Source organism: Paramicrobacterium agarici (assembly GCF_002563955.1).
Classification (GTDB): Bacteria; Actinomycetota; Actinomycetes; order Actinomycetales; family Microbacteriaceae; genus Paramicrobacterium; species Paramicrobacterium agarici.
Map to the genome: position 1 here is coordinate 669,229 of NZ_PDJE01000001.1, position 19,437 is coordinate 688,665.

Here is a 19,437-nt window from a genome sequence, read left to right on the forward strand (position 1 = left end):
GCCTTTCGGAGACTCGCGCCTCCATCGACTTGCGTGGTGCGGTTGCACAACACCGGTTCTTCCCCTGGGGCACCCCGGTCGATCGACAGGGTTGCCGTGCAGCCGGCCAGGTACCGACAGCTGCATCTCGTGAACCTGGTTGTCAGAATAGACCCGTCTGCGTGCAGCTTGGCGAATATGTCGAAGGCGCGCGCAGAAATGACGTAGCTGAGAATTGCCGGATGCGTCAGACTTGAGCGATGACTGCGTCTGCTCCGACCTACTACCGGCGGCAGACCACGCGAGCGAATGTAATCTTCTTTGCCTGCTGGCTTCCATTTGGTGTCGCGCTTGTCGGGGCAGGGGTCTGGGTGGCGACTCAGCTGGGCGAGGCCGTGATGATCCCGATCGGTGCATGGGTTGCATTGCTCGGCTGCTATTTTCTCGAGTTGTACGGCACAGTCTGGTGGTATCGACACCAGCTGCATCGGCTGGCGTCAGACAGCGATTTCGCGGCAAGCCAGCCCTTGTCCGCCGGGCAGTTGAGGAATCTTCGCGTTGTATGGGATGCCGCTTGGTTTCCAATTCCCACGGGTGTGACGGGAGATATCGCGCACAAGATTCCGGTCGTACGCGTTATCAACGCTACGACCTGGTGGCCGGCGGCGGCGGGTGTGCTCTGCGGAATCGCTGCGGTGATTCTCGTGATTCCGTAAGAAGTGTCCCGTCGGGAAGCGCTGTCGGCGCCAGAGCAGTCCAGCCCAGGTATCGAGGTGTGTCCCACTCGGGTATCAACCTGATCCTCCCCGGGTCTGATTCGGGGGAAAACCTGATGACAAGACGCGACACTGCGCGCACCATGGAAGTATGAATTCGCTCTACAGACCTCGCCGCGGCCGCGTCATCGCGGGTGTGTGCGCTGCGCTTGCCATCCGCTTCAACATGAGCCCCAACGTGGTCCGGCTGCTGGCGATCCTCAGCTGCCTCATTCCCGGACCGCAGTTCATCATCTACATCGTGATGTGGATCGTGGTGCCGAGCGAGCGCTGAGCTCGCGCGCACCTGCTGTTTCATAGGTCAAAATCTGCGCCTCTCGCGATCGTCGAGCGCATTTTGTGACACATGAACACTCGCCAGCATCCATCTGCCGTAATACCGGCCGAAACCGCCCGCGCCGGTCGTACCGTTGAAGCATGACGACCCGGCCAGACGCTCACGACCCCTCAACGCTCGGCTTTCTCACGCAGGCCGTGCATGCGGGCAACGCCATTGACGAGGGATCTGGCGCGATTCGCACCCCGATCGTCATGGCCAACTCGTACGCCCTGCCCGAGGACCCGTCGAGCCTCAGCTGGTCGAACACCGACACTAAGACGTACACGCGCAACACGGGAACGAATCAAGAGGCCCTGCAGTCGAAGCTCGCTGTGCTGGAGGGCGGCGACGATGCCGTGGTGCTCGCCTCGGGGGTCGCGGCGCTGCACGCGGTGTTCTTCACGCACCTCACAAGTGGCGACCACGTCGTCGTCGGTGACGTGACGTATGAGGCAATCTGGAAGCTCTTCACCGAACTGCTGCCGGTCAAGTACGGCATTGAGGCGACATTCGTCGACACGAGCGACACGGATGCTGTCGCTGCAGCGATGCGCCCGAACACCACGCTCGTGCACGTCGAAGCGATCGGCAACCCGACGACGAAGGTGACCGATATCGCCGCGATCGCCGCCGTCGCTCACGACGCGGGCGCGCTGCTCACGGTTGACTCGACGTTCACGCCGCCTCCGTTCTACCGGCCGCTCGCCGATGGCGCCGACCTCGTCGTGCACTCGCTCACGAAGTACATCAACGGTCACGGCGACGCGATGGGTGGCGCCGTCATTGGCAGCGCCGACCTTGTGGCAAAGATCAAGGCCGAGGCGATGGTCGACGTCGGCGGCACGATCTCGCCGTTCAACGCGTGGCTCATCATGCGCGGCTCCGTGACGCTGCCCCTGCGTCTGCGGCAGCACCTCGCGAGCGCTGAGCAGATCGCGGCGCATCTCGAGGCGGACCCGCGGGTCGCCTACGTGGCGTATCCCGGGCTCGCGTCGCACCCGCAGCACGAGGTCGCGGCCCGGCAGTTCGGCGGGCGTGGCTACGGTGCGGTCATGGCGTTCGCCGTCGACGGCGACCCCGACACGCAGAACCGTTTCGTGGCGAACCTGCGCCTGATCACATCCGCCGTCTCTCTCGGTCATGACGAGTCGCTCATTGTGCACGTCGGTACGAGCGGCCCGCGTGTGCAGCACTATCCCGATGAATTCAAGCGCTATGGCCACCTCCGGTTCTCGGTGGGGCTCGAGGACCCGGCAGACATCATGGCCGATCTGGATGCTGCGCTCGATGCCACGTTCGGCGCGCGCTGACGCCTTTCGGGCCCTGTCCCTGGTTCGCCCGTCCAAACCACCGGCCCAACCGAATCGCGGGCGGCGCCTCAGAGGACGCCAGTCATGTCGCGCACGAACTCCGTCAGCGTGTGCGCGTTGTCGAGGTACTCGTCGGGTACCGAGCACCACTTCTCGATCGTGACGCGTTTGCCGCTGGGCCGCGTGTAGGTGAACGGATGACCGCCCTGCGCGATCATCGCGTCGAGAGCGACGGGTTCGACCTTGAGGTAGAAGACGTCGTCAATGACAGCGCCGAGAAACTCACCGTGTAGCCGCAGCCCCCAGCCGCCGAACATGCGCGAGATGACGATGTCGCCGAGCTCAGCAAGCTGGTCGCGGTAGAACTCAGCGGTTCGTCGATCGGAGGACATGCTTGGACTCTACGGGCACCGACAGACGTTCACGGTGTCACCACGCGGCTCCGACCCGCTCGCGCCGCCACCGATCGCACGCTCAACCGCGCGGCATAGGCTGAGACCATGTCTCTTCGACTCGCTCTCGTCAGCCTGCACACGTCGCCCAACGACGATCCGGGCACGGGAGACGTCGGCGGCATGAACGTTGCTGTGCGACACACGGCACTCGCGCTCGCCGAGCTGGGCCACGAGGTCGATGTGCTCACACGACGCTCATCGACGACGGCTCCGGATGCTGTCGAGGTGGCACCGCGCGTGACACTGCGACAGCTGCACGCCGGCCCTGCCGAACGCCGGGTCAAGGGCGACCACGAGGAGTACATCGCCGAGTTCGGCGAAGCCATGCGGCACCTCGGCCCCTATGACGTCATCCACTCGCACCACTGGTTCAGCGGAATGGCCGCCCTCGAGCTCGCTCACCACGACGGCATCCCGCACGTGCAGAGCTTTCACTCGATCGCCGCCGCCCACACCACTCCGCTGTCTGAGGGCGAGCGCCCGGAATCCCCCGGCCGCATCGCCGGCGAAGAGCACCTGGCGCAGCACTCCGACGCGATCATCACCGTCAGCGACGCCGAACGCGAGACCGTGACCGCGCGCCTCGGCGCCGACCCTGCCCGCGTTCACACGGTCGCTCCCGGAGTCGACGCCGCGCAGTTCAGTCCGAAGACGGATGCTGCCACGAGCGACGCCGGATACCTGCTCGCTGCCGCGCGACTCGAACCCCTCAAAGGACTCGACCTCGCGATCGAAGCGCTCGCCCAACTGCCGCGCGACGGCCGCCCAGATCTCGTGGTCTCGGGAGGCGCCACGACCGGCTTCGACGACTATCCAGACGAACTGCGCTCGCTTGCTGAGCGTCTCGGCGTCGCGGATCGCGTGCACTTCATCGGCCCGCAATCGCGCGACGCGCTCGCCGATCTGCTGCGCGGCGCACGCATCGCTCTCGTCCCCTCGCACTCCGAGACGTTTGGGCTCATCGCGCTCGAAGCGCAGGCGTGCGGCACTCCCGTTGTTGCGTCGGACGCTGGAGGGCTGCGCGAGGCCATCGTTGACGGGAAGACGGGCATTCTCGTGCCGGTGCGTCAGGCCAACGCCTGGGCAGGCACGATCTCGGCGCTGTTGCGCGATCCTGAGCGCTGCGCGCAGCTCGGCGCCGCGGGACGCGAGCGAGCGCTCACGTTCACGTGGGAGCGCACGGCACGCGCGACGGTGAACGTCTATGAGTCACTGTTGGGGAGGGCAGCCTGATGGCGGCGCGTCGTAACGCAGCATCCGGTGCTCGCTCGAGTGAGACGGCAGGCCCGCAGGCGGCCCAGGACGGCGTGCTCGACGGCGTGCGCCACGTGATGTTCGTGCACGCGCACCCCGACGACGAGACGCTCGCGTCGGGTGCGCTCATGGCCGAGCTCGTTGACCGCGGCGTGACCGTGACCCTCGTGACGTGCACGCGCGGTGAGCGCGGCGAGATTGTTGCCGGGCCACACTCGCACCTCGAGGGCACGCCCGAGTTCGCCGAGCACCGCGAGCATGAGGTTGCCGGTGCGCTCGCCGAGCTCGGTGTCACGCGTCATCTCTGGCTCGGCACGGCTCCCGCACGCGCGGTCGGCCTCATGCCGCGCTCGTACGAGGATTCCGGTATGCGTTGGCTGAGCGATGGTCTCGCCGGCCCGGCCGACGATGCATCGCCGCTGTCGCTCACGGCGGTCCCGCTCGACGATGCCGTTACCGACCTGCTCGCGGTCATCGACGTCGAGACCGCATCGGGGGCCACCGCTCCCGACCAGCCGAGTCCGCCGTCAGAGAAGCCCGATCTCATCGTGAGCTACAACGAGATCGGCGGGTACGGTCACCCGGACCATGTTCGGGCGCGCGAGATCGCACGGGCGGCGGCGCGCGCCCGCAGCATCCGCTTCGCCGAGATTGTCGACGCGGTGCCGCCAGGTCAGACGGCCCCGGATGCTGGGGAGCAGGACACCCTCGATGATCAGGCGGGGGAGCGGGATGCTGTCGCGTTCACGTGGTTCGACCTCGATGATCGCCTTGATCAGGTCAAGCGCGCGCTCGCCCACCATGCCTCGCAGGTCACCGTCGACGGCGACGACGTCGTGCACTCGGGCGGGCAGCGAACTCCGATTCAGACCTCCGTCGGTCTGCGCGTCGTGCCTTGACACTTCTGCGATGTCAGTCGCCTGTGTCACTCTGCGGTGAACGAGAGGAAACGGATGTCCCACGAAGATCTTGTGGCGGTAGACCCGCCTCAGTTGCACAGCAGCCCCGCCTTCGCGCAAGGAATGATCGCCCCGCCCGGCCCGACACTGTACGTGGGTGGTCAGAACGGAACTGACAGCGACGGCACGTTGCTCGACGGGCTCGGCGCCCAGACGGAGCAGGCACTGCGCAATGTTCTCGCCGTCCTTGCCGAGGCAGGCAGCGGGCCGGAGTTCGTTGCAAAGCTCACGATTTACTTGGCGCCGGGGATCGATCCGACCGAGGCGTACGCCGCAACCGGCACGACCTGGGGTGCGCATCGAACGGCGGTCACCGTGCTGACGGTTCCGCCCGCACGTCCGGGAGCGCTCGTTGAGATTGACGCGATTGCAGCGGTTCCGCAGCAGGTCTAACTCCCACCGATGGTGGGGTGCGCACTACCTCTAAATGTGGTGCCCGGCGTAGTGATCTACGCTGTCACCACTGGTGAGCTTGTCACGTTCGATTCTTCGCTTCGTGAAAGGACTCACCGTGACCGCCCCGCACTCTCGCCCCGGTTCGACGCCCGAAAGCGGCTCCGTGCCGGCTACCGCCCTGGGCTCGCCCTCCTCGCGCGCGGCTACCGGCGCCGTCGCTGGTTCTGCACACGGCACCGATCCGCAGCGTCAGCGCGGCCGCAGCATCCGTTCGGCCGTCGCTCGCTACCCGCTCGTCACCTTCTTCGTGCTCGCCAACCTGCTCAGCTGGGCGGCCTGGACGCCGTACATTCTGTCGAACAACGGACTCGGCGTCTGGGACTACTCGTTCCCCGAGTGGCTCGGCACCTCCCAATTTGCCGGCGTACTGCCCGGAGCATACCTTGGCCCCATTGCGTCGGCGTTGCTCGTGACGGCGCTCGCCGACGGCCGCGCCGGGCTGCGCGCCTGGGCGAAGCGCCTGTGGAAGTGGCGCGTCGGCTTCCGGTGGTATGTCATCACGATCGTTGGTGTTCCTGCCGCGATCATCGCATCGACGCTCGTCTTCTCGGGTGGCCAGCTGCAGGCACCGTCTCTCATAGTGATCGCCGCGTTCGTTCCCGGGCTGGTTCTGCAGATGGTCACAACCGGTCTCGCCGAAGAGCCGGGCTGGCGGGACTTCGCACTGCCTCGTCTGCAGGCGCGATTCACTCCGCTGACAGCATCCTTCATTCTCGGACCCCTGTGGGCGCTCTGGCACATGCCGCTGTTTCTCAGCGATTGGGGCGGCTGGCCGGATGCTGCCTGGTGGCGCCCCCTGGAGTTCGCGGCGTTCTGCATCGCGTTCAACGTCGTGATGACGTGGGTGTTCAACCGCACGGGCCAGAGTCTTCCGCTCTCAATGCTCATGCACGTGAGCGTCAACAACTTTGTCTCGATCGCGTGGAGCGACATGTTCCCCATGCTGAACGCCGACACTGCACAGCATGCACTGCTGTTCGGCTCCACGATCGCCGCGGTGCTCATCGTCGCGGCAACGCGAGGTCGCCTCGGTGCCGCCCCGCGCCGCGTGTGACGGGCGATCGGACGCCAGCGCGGCGTTTCGTATGGCGCTTTCTGCGAAAAAGCGTCGTCTTAGTCGCAGAAAGCGTCACATGAAACGACGCAGGGCCTCGCGCGTCACGAGTTTTGCGCGGTGAGCGGAATGCGCCCTCCCGCCAGCACCATCTCCACCTGGCGCCCCGAGAGCCGGTGATGCACGGGAACCTCACGACCGCCGATCGTGGCCGCAACGCTCTTGCCGCGCTCCAGGCTCGCTCGAAGGTCATCGAGCACGACGATGTCGCCCTGCGACACGGCATCGTAATCGGCAGGGTCGTCAAACTCGAGCGCGAGGATGCCGAAGTTGGCGAGGTTCTGCCAGTGGATGCGAGCAAACGACTTCGCGATCACGGCGCGCAGCCCGAGGTACCGCGGGGCGATCACGGCATGCTCGCGCGACGAGCCCTGCCCGTAGTTCTCGCCTGCGATGACGACGTGGCCGCCCTCGGCCTCCTTCGCTCGCGCCGGATACGTGTCGTCGATGCGCGTGAAGCTGAACTCGGCGATCTTCGGAATGTTGCTGCGATATGGCAGAACGCGCGACCCGGCGGGCATGATCTCGTCCGTCGACACGTTGTCGGCCATGGTGAGCAGCACGGGAACCTCGAGGTGATCCGCGATCGGCTCCGAATCGGGCAGTGATGTGATGTTCGGCCCCTTCACGAGCTCAACCCGCGCGGCCTCGTCGGGTGGCAGCGGCGCGAGCAGCATGTCGTCGATCGTGCTGAACCGCTCGGGAAGGTCGGGGTGGGGGTACCGGATGCTGTGAGACTGCGTGAGCGTGCGGGGATCGGTGATGCGACCTGTGAGTGCTGCCGCTGCCGCAGTCTCGGGAGAGCACAGCCACACGGCATCCTCTTCGGTTCCCGAGCGACCGGGGAAGTTGCGCGGCATGGTGCGCAGAGAGTTGCGCCCCGATGCCGGCGCCTGCCCCATGCCGATGCAGCCCATGCAGCCCGACTGGTGAATGCGAGCGCCCGACTGCACGAGCGCCTTGAGCCACCCGCCCGAGATGAGATCGGCGAGCACTTCGCGCGACGTCGGATTAATGTCGACGGACACTTGCGAGTGAGTCTGCTGGCCTCCCAGAATCTCGGCGACCACCGCGAAATCGCGCAGACCGGGATTCGCCGACGAGCCGACGACGATCTGAAACACCTCTTCGCCCGCGACCTCGGCGACCGGAACGACGTTACCCGGTGACGACGGCTTGGCGATGAGTGGCTCAAGGGTCGACAGGTCGATACGGTCTTCGATGTCGTAGGTTGCGCCGTCGTCGGCGAGCAGTTCCTGGTATTCGTCGCCGCGTCCCACAGCATCCAGATACTCGCGTACCGCGCCATCGGCGGGGAACACCGTCGTTGTCGCTCCGAGCTCGGCGCCCATGTTGGCGATCACGTGGCGATCCATCGCCGTGAGGTTGTCGAGTCCCGGCCCGTGATACTCGATGATCTTGCCCACGCCGCCCTTGACACCGTGCCGGCGCAGCATCTCGAGAATCACGTCTTTCGCCGACACCCACTCCGGCAGCTCACCCGTCAGCTCGACGCCCATGATCTTCGGCATCTCGACGTAGAGCGGCTGTCCCGCCATCGCCATGGCCACTTCGAGCCCTCCGACGCCGATCGCGAGCATGCCGAGCGCACCGGCCGCGCACGTGTGCGAATCCGAGCCGATCATCGTCGCGCCCGGCCGCCCGAAGTGCGCCTGATGCACGGGGTGCGAGACACCGTTGCCCGCCTTCGAGAACCACAGCCCGAATCGCTGTGCCGCCGACTGCAGAAAGAGATGGTCGTCGGGGTTCTTCTCGTCGGTCTGCAGCAGATTGTGGTCGACATACTGCACCGAGAGTTCCGTCTTGATGCGGTCGAGCCCCATGGCTTCGAGCTCGAGCATCACCATCGTGCCCGTCGCATCCTGCGTGAGCGTCTGATCGACGGTCAGCCCCACCTCGCTGCCCGGTGTCATCTCACCTTCGACAAGATGATTGGCGATGAGCTTCTGTGCAACGTTCTTCTGCATACCCCTGCCCTTCCGACGGCGGATCCCGCGTCGGTCCGGCGCGGGACCTCACCGTCAGCCTAGGCGCGCAGCGTCGAAAGGTTAAGGCCGGATGCTGTCGCCGCGCCCACCGCGACAGCATCCGGTCGTGTTATTCGCCCTGCTCGATGCGCACGTACTCCTCGAGAAGCTGCCGCGCGCGCTCGCCGAGTTCGCCTGACTCGGACTCGAGAGCCGTGCGCATGGAGTCGAGCTTGGCACTCGCCTGAGCGAGCGGCGGCACGAGCGGCGTGGCGGGATCGGTCACGATGTCGAGCACGAAGGGCCGGTCCGCGGAAAGACCACGTTGCCAGGCGCCATCCAGCTCGTCTGGGTCGGTGACCCTCTCGCCGTCGAGGCCGAGCAGGTTGGCGTACTCCGAGTAGCGAACGTCGGGCAGCGCCTGCGTCTGCCTGAAGCGGGCCATTCCCTCGTTCTCGCGCTGTTCCCAGCTGACCTCGGCGAGGTCGCGGTTGTTGAGAATCGCGATGACGAATCGCGGATCGGCCCAGCTCTCCCACCGCGCAGCGACGGTGACGAGTTCGGCAAGACCGGTCATCTGCATTCCGCCATCGCCCGAGAGCACGATGACCGGGCGCTCGGAGTACGCAAGCTTCGCCGCGATGCCGTAAGGGATGCCGCAGCCCATGCTCGCGAGCGTGCCAGAGACATGCGCGGGCACGTCCGTGGGCAGATGCAGCTGCCTCGCGTACCAGTACACGACGCTTCCCACATCGACGGCGATCTGCGCGTCTTCCGGAACGTGCGGCGAGAGGGCCCGCACGGCCGCCTCCGGGTTGATCGGCTCCATGGGAACAGCCGCGCGTTCGTCGCTGACGCGATGCCAGTCAGACACGTGCTCGCGCACGCGCGCTGCCCAGTCAGCATCCGATTTGTCGTCGACGAGGTCGAGCAGCGCAGTGAGGGTGCCGGATGCTTCGCCGATGAGTCCGACCTCCACTGGGTAGCGGTTGGCGATGTGCGCGGCGCTGATGTCGATCTGCACGGCGCGCGCCTGATCGGGATTGGGGTAGAACTCCGTCCACGGATCGTTCGAGCCGACGATGAGCAGTGTGTCGCACTCGGTCAGCACGCCCGCGCTCGCCGTCGTGCCGAGGTGGCCCATGACACCTGCGGCGTTCGGGCGGGCCTCGTCGACATAGGCTTTGCCGAGAAGACTCGTGACGATGGCTGCGCCCAGTCGATCGGCCATCGCCTCAACCTGATCACGCGCTCTCGACGCCCCCTTGCCCACGAGCAGCGCGATGCGCTCGCCCGCGTTGAGAACCTCGGCCGCGCTCTGCAGCTGCGCGTCTGACGGGTGCACGAGCGGCGTCGCGAACTCCTCAGACGTGGTGACGATGCCGTGCTTGTGAGGCAGTTCGGGCGCTGGTGCCGACTGAACGTCGTGCGGAACGATCACCACGGCGGGCGAACGACTGTCGAGCGCCGCTCGAAAGGCACGGTCGATCGCCATCGGCACCTGGCCTGGCGTCGTGATCTCGGTGATGAACTGGGCGCCCACGTCTGCGAAGAGGGTGCGCAGGTCGATCTCCTGCATGTACCCCGAGCCGAGAACACTGCGATTCTGCTGCCCGATGATGGCGACAACGGGAACGCGATCGAGCTTCGCATCGTAGAGCCCGTTGAGCAGGTGCACGGCTCCTGGCCCCTGTGTCGACGTGACGACGCCGGCACCGCCGGCGTACTTCGCCTGACCGACCGCCATGAACGCGGCGTTCTCTTCGTGACGGGCCTGCACGAACTCGATCGCACCGTCCGTGCGTTTCAGAGCCTCGAGTATTCCATTCACGCCGTCGCCGCTGTAGCCGAAGACGCGATCAACGCTCCAGTCGCCAAGACGTTCGACGATGACGTCGGCGACCGTGGCGTCCGGATGCTGCTCGGTGGTCGTGGCTGGCTGCTTCTCGGTCATGGCCGACCTTCTCTTCCCGCCGTTCCGGTGTCCCGACTTGGCGTGCCGTTCAAGGGTTCGTCGGTTGCCGCGTCGGCGTCGGGCGCGTCGATACGAGCGCTGTGGTGAGGAAGCGGGGCCTCGGGGTCTCGCGGTTCCGGATCCGTTTCCATCTTCGATTCCGGGTCTGCCTCATTGTGCGTCGACCCTGCCGGCTGCTCGGGCTCGCCCTCTGTGCCGATCGGGTCTGCTGCCGGATTTCCTGCCGGCGCCACCGCGTCTCCGTGAAATCCGCGCTTCTCGGCGACATCCTCTGGCGTGACGTCTGTTGCCTCACCGGCCGTTCGGCCCCCGCCCTCGTGCTCGTCTCCCGACCACGTGGGCACCGGGTCGCTCCCGACGCCGGCGTTACCCGTCTTCTCGGATCCATCGCCGTTGACGTCGTGATCCGTCTTCGTTCGGTCATCCTCGTGACCGTGCGTCGTCTCGGGCATCTCCTGCTCCTCTCGTCCACCATCAGCATGCGTTCGCCGCGCCGAGACCGACAGGGGGTGGATGCTGCGCAGAGCGTGCCGTATCCTCCCGGCGGTCGCGAGTACGTCCGCGCACCCGTTGTCAAGGGCTGGAGGCTGCGGCTGTCCTGGCCGATCATGGCTGTATGAGTGGCAAACATGAAGCAGATGACGGAGCCGACGCGGGCCGTACGGGCAACCTGGGCGACCTCACCGATGTCGGCCACACGTTCGACCAGACGAACGGCCTGGTCGATGGGCTCTCGGGCGACGCCGACGACCCCGAGAACGTTGACGACCGCGTTGGCGAGACCGACGCAACGGACGTTCCGGTGGCAGCCGTCGCGCCGGGTGGAACGTCGCAGGGCGCCGTGCCCATCATGATCGACGATGCCGACGAAGAAGAGCGCAAGGGCGATCGCGACCCCGACGCCTGAGGTGTTGTTCCGCTGAGGACTTAGTGCGCTCCGAAGTAGCACTCGGCGGTGGTGCCGAGTGCAACGCGCACGAGTCCGCCGTTCATGGTGTCTTCGGGAACCTCGATCACGACGCTTCCGGTCGCTGTGTCGTCCGTGGAAAGCCGGTCGAGGTCGTCGAAAGCTGTCCCAGGACCTTGAGGGTTTCCGAAGCGTGTCGCATGCTCGACCCCGTCGCGATCGACGAACGTGACCTGCAGATCGCTCGACGGCAGAGCCGATCCCTCATCGAGGTACGTCACCGTCGCCGTGATCGCGATGAAGCGATGTCCCTCTGACGGCTCCGATCCATACGCGGTCGTCGCATAGTCGTCGACGTTCGAGTCGACGAGTACTGAATCCACCGTCACTTCCCACTCCGGAGTGTCGGCCCCGAGTACGGCGGGGGTGCCGATCGCAAGCGGGTTGTCCGCGTCGCCGGGCTCACCTGCAGCATCCGTGCTTCGCTGGTCTGCCGCAGGAATGTCGTTGAGCATGTTGATGAACCCGGCCGTGTACGAGACGGCGAGAACCACAGAGAGAACGATGGCGATGAATGACAGGATGCTGCCGGTGATCGCCATGGCCTTGCGGCGGAGCTTCACGCTCATGCCCACGATGCCGAGCACGACTCCGAGGACGCCGAGAACCGCGGTCGCGTAGTTGACGATGGGAATGACGGCGCCGATCAGCGAGACGACACCGATGACGAGGGCAGCGACGCCGAAGCCGTTGACCCGATTGTCTGCCGGGGACGTTGCGGCGTCCGGTAGCCGTACGGCTGTCCCGTCTGCTGTGTGTAGGGCGGAGGAGCGTAGACGCCGTTCGGCTCGGGTGGCGGCAGCTGAATCGACATACGTCAACGATGCCAAAGCTCGGGAAGCTTGCCCATGGGGTCAACTGCCCAGTGGTCTCGATGACAACCTTCAAACTCCCTCTTGCCATCTGCGTCAGCACGATCTATTCTCTTAATCAACACGTAGGTTGATAAAGAAATAGGTTGAATATGACGGATGCGGATGACGAGGCTCTCGATGCGGCCTTTCTCGCTCTGGCGCACCCGATCCGACGCAGGATCATCGCCCGCCTGAGCAGAGGGTCTGCCACGGTGAACGACCTGGCGGAACCGTTCGAGATGTCCAAGCAGGCCGTATCGCGTCACATCCAGATGCTCGAGGCTGCGGGGCTCGTCACGCGATCGCGTGATGCGCAGCGCCGTCCCGTCGCGCTGGATGCCGCAAAACTCGAGAAGCTCACGTCGTGGATCGACCGATACCGGCTGATTCACGAGCAGCAGTTCAGGCAGCTCGATGAGCTTCTCGCTGACCATGAAAGCGAAAAGGATGTAGAGAAATGACGAACCCCGTAACCATCACGGCACCGGAAGGCCTGCCCTTCATTGACATCGAGCGCGAGTTCGAGGCACCGCCCTCAGCGGTCTTCCGCGCCCACGCCGACCCAGAACTCGTCTCCCAGTGGATGGGCCCGCACGGCTATGAGATGGAGACTCCGGAATGGAACTTCACCACGCACGGTAGCTATCGGTTCGTGCATCGTGATCCAGACGGCAACGAGTACCGCTTCAACGGCACTTTCCACACGGTGCGAGAGAACGAGGTCGTGATCCAGACTTTCGAGTTCGAGGGGGCTCCGGATGCTGTCAGCATTGAGAAGCTGACACTCACTGATCTTGGCAATGGGCGCACGAAGCTCAGTTCCCGCGCAACGTACCCCAGCGTTGAGGTGCGTGACGCCATGGTTCAGAGTGGTATGGAACACGGCATCGTCGAGGGCTACGAGTCGCTTGACGCGATTCTTGCCCGTGGCTGAGGCTGGAGTCGATCATGAAGATGAAGCTGGAACTCGTTCCAATTCCGGTGACCGACGTTGACCGCGCCAAAGAGTTCTATACCGAGGCGCTCGGTTTCACTGCCGATGTCGATGCGGCACCGGCGCCGGGCGTGCGCGTCGTGCAGGTGACGCCGCCTGGCTCGGCCTGCTCGATCGGGTTCGGCACGGGACTTCCTGCGTATGACGACCGAGAGCCTGGAGCGGTGAAGGCGCTGCATATGGTCGTGGCTGATATCGAGGCGGCGCGGAGCGAGCTCATCGGGCGAGGTGTCGACGTGGGTGCGGTCGACGATGTCGGTGGCGGTGTCAAATACGCCGCACTTGCCGACCCAGATGGCAATACTCTCGTGTTGCAGGAAATGGCCTGGCGCAAGCGTGACGCATTCTGAGCCGAGCGGCATGCGGATCGGGGTACTAGCGACGACAGAACCTCTGCCGTGACGCCCATCGCTGGTAGCGTGCCGTCATGACGGGCGATTCTCTCCCCTCCGACAAGCAGATGCGCTTGCGTTACGCGGGCACCTGTCACCGTTGCGGCGCCAGTCTTCCCGCCGGCGTTCTCGCCGTATACGAGCGCGACGCACGGCGAGTGCGCTGCATCAGCTGCTCCGAGAGCGGTCGCGATGACGAAAACAGCGCAGGTGACGTCGACCTCGGTACCGCTGGAGCGTCGGCACGCCGCGAATACGAACGCCGTCAGAGCAGTCGAGAAGAGCGGATACGCAAGAAATATCCGAAGCTGAGCGGTGTCATCCTCGCGCTTTCGGACGAGCCGCAGAGCACTAGTGCGTGGAAGCAGGGCGCAATCGGTGAGGAGCTTCTCGCCCAGCGTCTGAGCACTCTCCCGGAGTCCGTGCGAACGCTCAATGACCGTCGCATTGCAGGCACACGTGCGAACATCGACCACATTGTCATCGCACCCTCGGGCGTGTGGGTCGTCGATGCGAAGCGCTACAGAGACAGGCGGCCTGAGCTTCAAGTTACGGGCGGGATCCTTCGGCAACGTTCCGAATCACTGCGCATCGGTGGCCGCGACGGAACCCGCCTCGTCGAGGGCGTGACCGCTCAGGTCGCGCACGTGCGGAACGCGCTGGCTGATCCACAGCTGCCGGTCACTGGTGCACTCTGCTTTCTCGAGGCGGATTGGCCACTCCTTGGCGGCAGCTTCGTGGTCGATGGGGTGCATGTGCTCTGGCCGCGCCTTCTTGTCAAGCAGATCAGATCAGGGCCCGACCGGAAGATCGACGTCGACGCTGTGAGCGCGCGCCTCGCGAAGGCTTTCCCCGTCGCCTGAGGCTTCGCGTGACCAGCGACGGGCGATCGTCGCCCTCTTCCTGGCGCGGTTCTTGTCGCACACGTGCCGGTGCGGCATCAGGAAAAGCTGGGGAGGCTGTCAGCTGCGGTGGCTGAGCACATTGACGACCGTGCCGTCCGCATCTCTGAAGAAGAAGCGCCGAACGCCCCACTCTTCGTTCTGCAGAGGATGAACGATCTCGATCCCTGTCTCGCGGGCTGAAGCATAGGCGGCATCGACGTCGGCAACCTCAAGCGACATCACCGGGTTCTCCGGCGCCGTCGCATCGGCAGTCATAAGCCCGAAGTGCGGCCCGTCGGCTGCGCCGAGAAACGCCACCCACCCGTGATTCATGATCACATCGAGGCCGAGCAACCGGGAATGACGTTCGATCGCCTCGTCGAGGTTGGCAACCGTGAGAATCGGGACCGCGCGAATCAGATCCATCTTGCGATGTTACTCAGCTGTGCGCGCGCTCGCTCATCAATCCACGCAGCAGAGAGCGCAATCGTTCAAGTGATGCCCTGCTCGTCTCGGTGCGCCCCAATGCCGTCTGCTGAAACACAATGCCGTCAAGTGTCGCCCAGACGAGATCGGTGAGGGCTTCGTCCCGCAGTCCGAAGTGATGCAGCTGGCGATGTATCGCCGCGCGATACTGCGCGTGATACGCCTCGATCTCAGGAACGAGTGCGGGATCACGTCGCGACTCCAGAACGAGTTCGTACTGGAACGCCTGCACCGCAGCATCCTTCTCGGCAAGCTCCGCAAGGCCTTCGGCAAATTCATCGACCGTGTCTACCGGGGGATAGAACGACGAGAGCGCGAGGCTCTCGGTTGCAGCGAATCGCAGAGCTTCGTGCAGCAGATTCTGGATGCTGCCGAAATGATGCACGACCAGCCCATGTGCCACGCCAGCTTCCGCTGCGACGCTGCGATACGTAAGCCGGCGCAGTCCGCCCGTCGCAACCGCGCGAATGGCTGCGCGAATGAGGGCTTCCTTGCCGGTGCCGTAATCTGTACGGCCGTTCTTGGTGTCACTCATTGCCGTGAGATTCAGATCCTAGCCCGACGCGGCGCGACTCAGATTGCATGGTCATGACGTTACTCGCTCAGGTTCATAGCTGGGCAATGCGAGTAGAATGGAAAGCTCGTCGTCACGAGCGCCACCGTATCTCGCCCCACGGGCCTCGCAACGGTCGCTGTCCGCATCACCGCATTGCGCATTCTGGCCGGACGCGCTCCTGACGACGTCGAGACGAATGATACGAGGAGTTGCATGGCTGAAGAGAGCACGTCGAAACCGGTAAACAGGAACGTCGTTCTCGCCGTTTTGCTCTCGGGCGCGTTCGTGGCGATCCTGAACCAGACGCTGCTCGCGACCGCGCTGCCGGTCTTCATGCACGACCTTCACGTCACCGCGAATACCGTGCAGTGGCTGACCACCATCTTCATGCTCGTGAACGGCATCATGATTCCGATCACGGCGTTTCTGATTCAGCGCTTCACAACGCGCGGGCTCTTTCTGACGGCGATGGGCTTGTTTGCGGTCGGCACCCTCATCTGCGCGATCGCCGTTAACTTTCCCGTCCTGCTCATCGGCCGCATCGTTCAAGCAGCGGGTGCCGGAATCATCATGCCGCTCATGCAGACGATCCTCTTCGCGATCTTCCCTCGCGAGAAGCGCGGCACGGCAATGGGCACCTTCGGTCTCGTGATCGCATTCGCCCCAGCCATCGGGCCGAGCCTCTCGGGCTGGATCGTCGATCGATTCCCGTGGCGCGTGCTCTTCGACATGATCCTGCCGATCGCGGTCATCGACATCATCATCGCGTTCTTCATTCTGCGCAACGTCACCGAGCGCACATTCCCGAAGCTCGACGTGCTCTCGATCATCCTCTCGACCGTGGGCTTCGGCGGACTGCTCTTCGGCTTCAGCGCAGCGGGATCGGCCGGCTGGGTGAGCCCGCGCGTGATCGTCGCCCTGGCGCTCGGTGTGATCTCGCTCGTGGTGTTCATCCTGCGTCAACTCAAGCTTGAGCAGCCGATTCTCGAGTTCCGCGTCTTCAAGTTCCCCATGTTCACGCTCAACACCGCGATCGGTATGGCGGTGTTCATGGTCATGATCGGCGGCGCCACGATCCTGCCTCTCTATATGCAGAACATGATCGGGTTCTCGGCCCTCGACTCCGGACTTGCCCTGCTGCCCGGCGCCGTCGTCATGGGACTCGCGTCGCCATTCACGGGGCGCATCTTCGACCTCTTCGGCGCCCGCTGGCTTGCCATCATCGGCCTCACGATCGTGACGGTCACGACGTTCATGTTCAGCTTTCTCACGACCGACACCACGTTCGCCTACATCGCAATCGTGAATGCGGTCCGGATGCTGGGAACGGCAATGGTCATGATGCCGGTGACGACAGCGGCGCTCAACGAGCTCACGCCCAATCTGATCCCGCACGGCACCGCTATGAATAACACGATGCGGCAGATCGCCGGCTCCATCGGCACAGCGGTGCTCATCACCATCATGACCAGCACAGCGCTTGACCCCGAGACGTTCGGCACGCAGGGCATGATCCACGGCGTCAACGTGTCGTTCATCGTCGCCGCGAGCCTCGGCGTCGCGTCCATCATCATGGCGCCGTTCATCAAGGACTACCGGCGCGAGACGCGCTCCGGCAAGGCATAGGCTGCGTGACCGGGAAGGATGCTGTCGCCGGCGACGCGCGGCATCGCCGGAGCTTCGTCGTGTCAATGAGCGCACGAGCAGCTGCTCGTGCCGTGGTCGCCGCAGCCGCACGTGCCGCCGCCACATGAGCTCGCCGCCGTGTCGGGGAGGTCGAGTGCGGGGTTCTCGTCGAAGAACCCAAACGGTTTGAACAGGAAGCCCGAATAGTCGACGGGCATGATCGGAAAGTCCTCGGGACGCGGCAGATGCGTCGGCCCGAACGTATGCCAGAGCACGATGTCGGTGCCGTCGAGCGAACGGTCGTCCGCTGTGTACGTCGGCAACCCCGCGTCGCCCGCGTGCTGGTTCGGATACTGACCAGCGGGCCACAGCTGCCCGTCTTCGTACGCCGTCGCCCAGAGATGCTTGGTCGCAAACGCCGCACGCGAGCTCACCGTCGCATCGGGCTGCGCGAGCAGCGTGGGCAGGCCCTGCGGCACCAGGTGGTACGCCGTCGGCTGCCCCATGCGGTTGGTGCGCTCCGTGCTGTGCACATGCCAGCTGCGCGCGGCAGCGGGGTTGGCGAGCCGCGCAGCCTCCTTCTCGCTGCGCAGCGGCGTGCGCGTGAACGTGAACGCATTGCCGTACGGGTTGGCGTCTCCGGTCGGCATGCCGACAGCATCCACCTCTTCGATCGCGTTGGCCTCGCCGTCGATCGCGACGTCCAGCCGCGCGCAGAACAGGTGCTGATGCACCGGCGCGAACAGGCCGGGGGCGATCTCGAGCGCGTGCGGATTCTGCTCGCCCGGAATGCCGGCGCCGTTGAACACGATTCCCGTCGCCTTCGCCTCCACCTGGATCGTGCCGTCGAGGTAGAAGTACCAGAAGAACCCGTAGTCGTAGTTGCCCACGGTCGAGAAGTACGAGACGACGAGGCGGCGCGACCGGCGCACTTCGGGATGACCGTCGAGATCCGTGTGCTTCCAGAGCACGCCGTAGTCCTCTTCGTGCATGCAGATCACCTGGGGGATCGTCTGCGCGCGCCCGGCGTCGTCAGCGATGACGCCGTCGAAGTAGTGAATGACGCCGAGGCAGTCGCAGCCGAGCGAGAGCGGGTTGCCGTTCTTGCCCAGCAGGTACTCGCCGGCGTCGAAGTAGCTGATCCAGAAGCGGTTGGGCGACGTATCGCCGTACGGCACGACCATCTCGGGAACCGACGCGCGATACAGCACAGAACGATCTTCGTCACCGTCGCGGAACGCCACCTGGTTGAGCACGAGCCCTTCGCGGGCGTTGAAGCCCACGCGGAACGACCAGTTCTCCCATCGAACGTGCGCGCCGTCGACCGAGAAGCTCGGCCCTTCGGGCTGCGTGATCTCGATGGGCTTGAGCGACGTGCGCGCGGCGCCGACGCGCGCGGCATCGTAGTTGCCGTCGACCTCTGGAATCGGCACGTCGCCCTCGTCGTGCACGCGTACGACCTCGCCGCTGGTCAGGTCGATCGTGACGACGAGTCCCTCGACGGGGTGCGACCATGGGCTGTCGGACTCGTCGGAGCGCAAGAACGTCAACGACCGGATGATGCGGCGCCCCACTTCGTCTTCGAAACCGAAGTACCCCGGCGCAAGCGGCGCGCAGAAGGCGGCATCCGTGTCGGTTACGCCCCGGCGGCGCAGTGCCTGCTGCCACTCGGGGTTCTGCTTCACGATCGCGTCAACGCGCTCGTACTCCTCAAACAGGTACGGCGGCTGGCCGTACGGCGCCTCGGTCGTCGCGAGGGACGTGTCGCTCGTGACAGCATCCTCGGTCACCGACACAATCACCTCGCGGGAGCGCCCCGTCGCGGTATCGAGAAGGGTGTAGAGGATGCTGCGGTCGAACGCGCGCCCCGGCCGCCACGCGAGAACATCGGACTTGGCGGGTTCGACGGGGAGCACACTGGGAAAGCGGATGCTGTCGCCGAGGAGACCCTCGCGCTCGAGCACCGCGCGGCCAGCGTCGAGCTCGGCCGCTGTGAGCGGGTCGAGGGGATGCGCCGGAGTCGTGACCCGGGTGACCCTCTTGCCGTGGGTGTGTGTTGCGTCAGGCATCGAGCTCTCCTTTGAATCGCCGAC

At 65.1% G+C, this 19,437-nt stretch carries 20 protein-coding genes, 1 pseudogene and 1 riboswitch; of the genes and pseudogenes, 13 read left to right on the forward strand and 8 right to left on the reverse strand.

Translation table 11 applies throughout. The features are described 5' to 3' along the window. Nucleotides 1–20: 20 nt before the first annotated feature. Nucleotides 21–135, reverse strand: a riboswitch (SAM riboswitch). 104 nt (nt 136–239) lie between these two features. The 3 genes from ATJ78_RS03405 to ATJ78_RS03415 all read left to right on the forward strand — a co-directional run bounded on the left by ATJ78_RS03405 (nt 240) and on the right by ATJ78_RS03415 (nt 2,384). Further along, nucleotides 240–695, forward strand: a complete 456-nt coding sequence (locus ATJ78_RS03405; RefSeq protein ID WP_098406315.1) for a hypothetical protein — start codon at nt 240–242, stop codon at nt 693–695. Between the two features lie 151 nt (nt 696–846). Next, nucleotides 847–1,029, forward strand: a complete 183-nt coding sequence (locus ATJ78_RS03410; RefSeq protein WP_098406316.1) for a PspC domain-containing protein — start codon at nt 847–849, stop codon at nt 1,027–1,029. Between the two features lie 143 nt (nt 1,030–1,172). After that, on the forward strand, nt 1,173–2,384 hold the full coding sequence (locus ATJ78_RS03415; protein ID WP_098406317.1) for a trans-sulfuration enzyme family protein: 1,212 nt from the start codon (nt 1,173–1,175) through the stop codon (nt 2,382–2,384). 68 nt (nt 2,385–2,452) lie between these two features. On the opposite strand, the gene ATJ78_RS03420 is transcribed toward ATJ78_RS03415, so the two are convergent. Further along, entirely contained in the window at nt 2,453–2,776 is a 324-nt protein-coding gene (locus ATJ78_RS03420; RefSeq protein WP_098406318.1) for a TfoX/Sxy family protein, read from the reverse strand. 108 nt (nt 2,777–2,884) lie between these two features. Between ATJ78_RS03420 and ATJ78_RS03425 the strand changes: the two genes are divergently transcribed. The 4 genes from ATJ78_RS03425 (at nt 2,885) to ATJ78_RS03440 (ending at nt 6,562) form a co-directional block, all read left to right on the forward strand. Then, nucleotides 2,885–4,072 (forward strand): glycosyltransferase, encoded by a 1,188-nt coding sequence (locus ATJ78_RS03425; protein ID WP_098406319.1) that lies wholly within the window; start codon nt 2,885–2,887, stop codon nt 4,070–4,072. Beyond that, nucleotides 4,072–4,992: a PIG-L family deacetylase gene (locus tag ATJ78_RS03430; RefSeq protein WP_098406320.1), complete on the forward strand. Its 921-nt coding sequence runs from the start codon at nt 4,072–4,074 to the stop codon at nt 4,990–4,992. Before ATJ78_RS03425 ends, ATJ78_RS03430 begins: the two co-directional genes overlap by 1 nt. Before the next feature lie 54 nt (nt 4,993–5,046). Then, the gene (locus ATJ78_RS03435) at nt 5,047–5,445 is read left to right on the forward strand and encodes a RidA family protein (protein WP_098406321.1); all 399 of its coding nucleotides are present in this window, start codon (nt 5,047–5,049) and stop codon (nt 5,443–5,445) included. Between the two features lie 118 nt (nt 5,446–5,563). Next, nucleotides 5,564–6,562 (forward strand): type II CAAX endopeptidase family protein, encoded by a 999-nt coding sequence (locus ATJ78_RS03440; protein WP_245836190.1) that lies wholly within the window; start codon nt 5,564–5,566, stop codon nt 6,560–6,562. A gap of 104 nt (nt 6,563–6,666) precedes the next feature. On the opposite strand, the gene ATJ78_RS03445 is transcribed toward ATJ78_RS03440, so the two are convergent. The 3 genes from ATJ78_RS03445 to ATJ78_RS03455 all read right to left on the reverse strand — a co-directional run bounded on the left by ATJ78_RS03445 (nt 6,667) and on the right by ATJ78_RS03455 (nt 11,037). Then, nucleotides 6,667–8,610 carry an aconitate hydratase gene (locus tag ATJ78_RS03445; protein WP_098406322.1) on the reverse strand — a complete coding sequence of 648 codons (1,944 nt, stop codon included), beginning with the start codon at nt 8,608–8,610 and terminating at the stop codon, nt 6,667–6,669. A gap of 130 nt (nt 8,611–8,740) precedes the next feature. Next, nucleotides 8,741–10,564: a thiamine pyrophosphate-requiring protein gene (locus tag ATJ78_RS03450; protein ID WP_098406323.1), complete on the reverse strand. Its 1,824-nt coding sequence runs from the start codon at nt 10,562–10,564 to the stop codon at nt 8,741–8,743. After that, entirely contained in the window at nt 10,561–11,037 is a 477-nt protein-coding gene (locus ATJ78_RS03455; RefSeq protein ID WP_098406324.1) for a hypothetical protein, read from the reverse strand. The genes ATJ78_RS03450 and ATJ78_RS03455 overlap by 4 nt, the downstream gene beginning before the upstream one ends. Before the next feature lie 164 nt (nt 11,038–11,201). On the opposite strand from ATJ78_RS03455, the gene ATJ78_RS03460 reads away from it, so the two are divergent. Further along, the gene (locus ATJ78_RS03460) at nt 11,202–11,492 is read left to right on the forward strand and encodes a hypothetical protein (RefSeq protein WP_098406325.1); all 291 of its coding nucleotides are present in this window, start codon (nt 11,202–11,204) and stop codon (nt 11,490–11,492) included. Between the two features lie 20 nt (nt 11,493–11,512). Here ATJ78_RS03460 and ATJ78_RS03465 read toward each other — a convergent pair whose 3' ends face one another. Next, entirely contained in the window at nt 11,513–12,382 is an 870-nt protein-coding gene (locus tag ATJ78_RS03465) for a hypothetical protein (protein ID WP_098406326.1), read from the reverse strand. 134 nt (nt 12,383–12,516) lie between these two features. Here ATJ78_RS03465 and ATJ78_RS03470 point away from each other — a divergent pair, with 134 nt between their 5' ends. From ATJ78_RS03470 to ATJ78_RS03485, 4 genes are all read left to right on the forward strand, one after another. After that, a complete protein-coding gene (locus ATJ78_RS03470; protein ID WP_098406327.1) occupies nt 12,517–12,867 on the forward strand; it encodes an ArsR/SmtB family transcription factor in 351 nt (116 codons plus the stop codon). Then, nucleotides 12,864–13,340, forward strand: a complete 477-nt coding sequence (locus tag ATJ78_RS03475) for an SRPBCC family protein (RefSeq protein ID WP_098406328.1) — start codon at nt 12,864–12,866, stop codon at nt 13,338–13,340. Before ATJ78_RS03470 ends, ATJ78_RS03475 begins: the two co-directional genes overlap by 4 nt. A gap of 14 nt (nt 13,341–13,354) precedes the next feature. Beyond that, entirely contained in the window at nt 13,355–13,750 is a 396-nt protein-coding gene (locus tag ATJ78_RS03480; protein WP_098406329.1) for a VOC family protein, read from the forward strand. A gap of 77 nt (nt 13,751–13,827) precedes the next feature. After that, nucleotides 13,828–14,655 carry a nuclease-related domain-containing protein gene (locus tag ATJ78_RS03485; RefSeq protein ID WP_098406330.1) on the forward strand — a complete coding sequence of 276 codons (828 nt, stop codon included), beginning with the start codon at nt 13,828–13,830 and terminating at the stop codon, nt 14,653–14,655. 99 nt (nt 14,656–14,754) lie between these two features. Here the strand turns inward: ATJ78_RS03485 and ATJ78_RS03490 are convergent, their stop codons facing one another. Then, on the reverse strand, nt 14,755–15,102 hold the full coding sequence (locus tag ATJ78_RS03490; protein ID WP_098406331.1) for a VOC family protein: 348 nt from the start codon (nt 15,100–15,102) through the stop codon (nt 14,755–14,757). Between the two features lie 13 nt (nt 15,103–15,115). Further along, nucleotides 15,116–15,697, reverse strand: coding sequence for a TetR/AcrR family transcriptional regulator (locus ATJ78_RS03495; protein ID WP_098406332.1), 582 nt, complete (start codon nt 15,695–15,697; stop codon nt 15,116–15,118). A 156-nt stretch (nt 15,698–15,853) separates the two neighbouring features. Here ATJ78_RS03495 and ATJ78_RS03500 point away from each other — a divergent pair. Further along, nucleotides 15,854–17,344: pseudogene (locus tag ATJ78_RS03500) on the forward strand (MDR family MFS transporter); the annotation flags it as partial. Between the two features lie 62 nt (nt 17,345–17,406). Here the strand turns inward: ATJ78_RS03500 and ATJ78_RS03505 are convergent. Continuing rightward, nucleotides 17,407–19,413: a primary-amine oxidase gene (locus tag ATJ78_RS03505; RefSeq protein ID WP_098406334.1), complete on the reverse strand. Its 2,007-nt coding sequence runs from the start codon at nt 19,411–19,413 to the stop codon at nt 17,407–17,409. Nucleotides 19,414–19,437: the final 24 nt, after the last annotated feature.

Bases quoted from the DNA above. Each gene is read 5' to 3' on its own strand.
- ATJ78_RS03405 (WP_098406315.1), top strand. From the start codon at position 240: ATGACTGCGTCTGCTCCGACCTACTACCGGCGGCAGACCACGCGAGCG.
- ATJ78_RS03410 (WP_098406316.1), top strand. From the start codon at position 847: ATGAATTCGCTCTACAGACCTCGCCGCGGCCGCGTCATCGCGGGTGTG.
- ATJ78_RS03415 (WP_098406317.1), top strand. From the start codon at position 1,173: ATGACGACCCGGCCAGACGCTCACGACCCCTCAACGCTCGGCTTTCTC.
- ATJ78_RS03420 (WP_098406318.1), bottom strand. From the start codon at position 2,776: ATGTCCTCCGATCGACGAACCGCTGAGTTCTACCGCGACCAGCTTGCT.
- ATJ78_RS03425 (WP_098406319.1), top strand. From the start codon at position 2,885: ATGTCTCTTCGACTCGCTCTCGTCAGCCTGCACACGTCGCCCAACGAC.
- ATJ78_RS03430 (WP_098406320.1), top strand. From the start codon at position 4,072: ATGGCGGCGCGTCGTAACGCAGCATCCGGTGCTCGCTCGAGTGAGACG.
- ATJ78_RS03435 (WP_098406321.1), top strand. From the start codon at position 5,047: ATGTCCCACGAAGATCTTGTGGCGGTAGACCCGCCTCAGTTGCACAGC.
- ATJ78_RS03445 (WP_098406322.1), bottom strand. From the start codon at position 8,610: ATGCAGAAGAACGTTGCACAGAAGCTCATCGCCAATCATCTTGTCGAA.
- ATJ78_RS03450 (WP_098406323.1), bottom strand. From the start codon at position 10,564: ATGACCGAGAAGCAGCCAGCCACGACCACCGAGCAGCATCCGGACGCC.
- ATJ78_RS03455 (WP_098406324.1), bottom strand. From the start codon at position 11,037: ATGCCCGAGACGACGCACGGTCACGAGGATGACCGAACGAAGACGGAT.
- ATJ78_RS03460 (WP_098406325.1), top strand. From the start codon at position 11,202: ATGAGTGGCAAACATGAAGCAGATGACGGAGCCGACGCGGGCCGTACG.
- ATJ78_RS03470 (WP_098406327.1), top strand. From the start codon at position 12,517: ATGACGGATGCGGATGACGAGGCTCTCGATGCGGCCTTTCTCGCTCTG.
- ATJ78_RS03475 (WP_098406328.1), top strand. From the start codon at position 12,864: ATGACGAACCCCGTAACCATCACGGCACCGGAAGGCCTGCCCTTCATT.
- ATJ78_RS03480 (WP_098406329.1), top strand. From the start codon at position 13,355: ATGAAGATGAAGCTGGAACTCGTTCCAATTCCGGTGACCGACGTTGAC.
- ATJ78_RS03485 (WP_098406330.1), top strand. From the start codon at position 13,828: ATGACGGGCGATTCTCTCCCCTCCGACAAGCAGATGCGCTTGCGTTAC.
- ATJ78_RS03490 (WP_098406331.1), bottom strand. From the start codon at position 15,102: ATGGATCTGATTCGCGCGGTCCCGATTCTCACGGTTGCCAACCTCGAC.
- ATJ78_RS03495 (WP_098406332.1), bottom strand. From the start codon at position 15,697: ATGAGTGACACCAAGAACGGCCGTACAGATTACGGCACCGGCAAGGAA.
- ATJ78_RS03505 (WP_098406334.1), bottom strand. From the start codon at position 19,413: ATGCCTGACGCAACACACACCCACGGCAAGAGGGTCACCCGGGTCACG.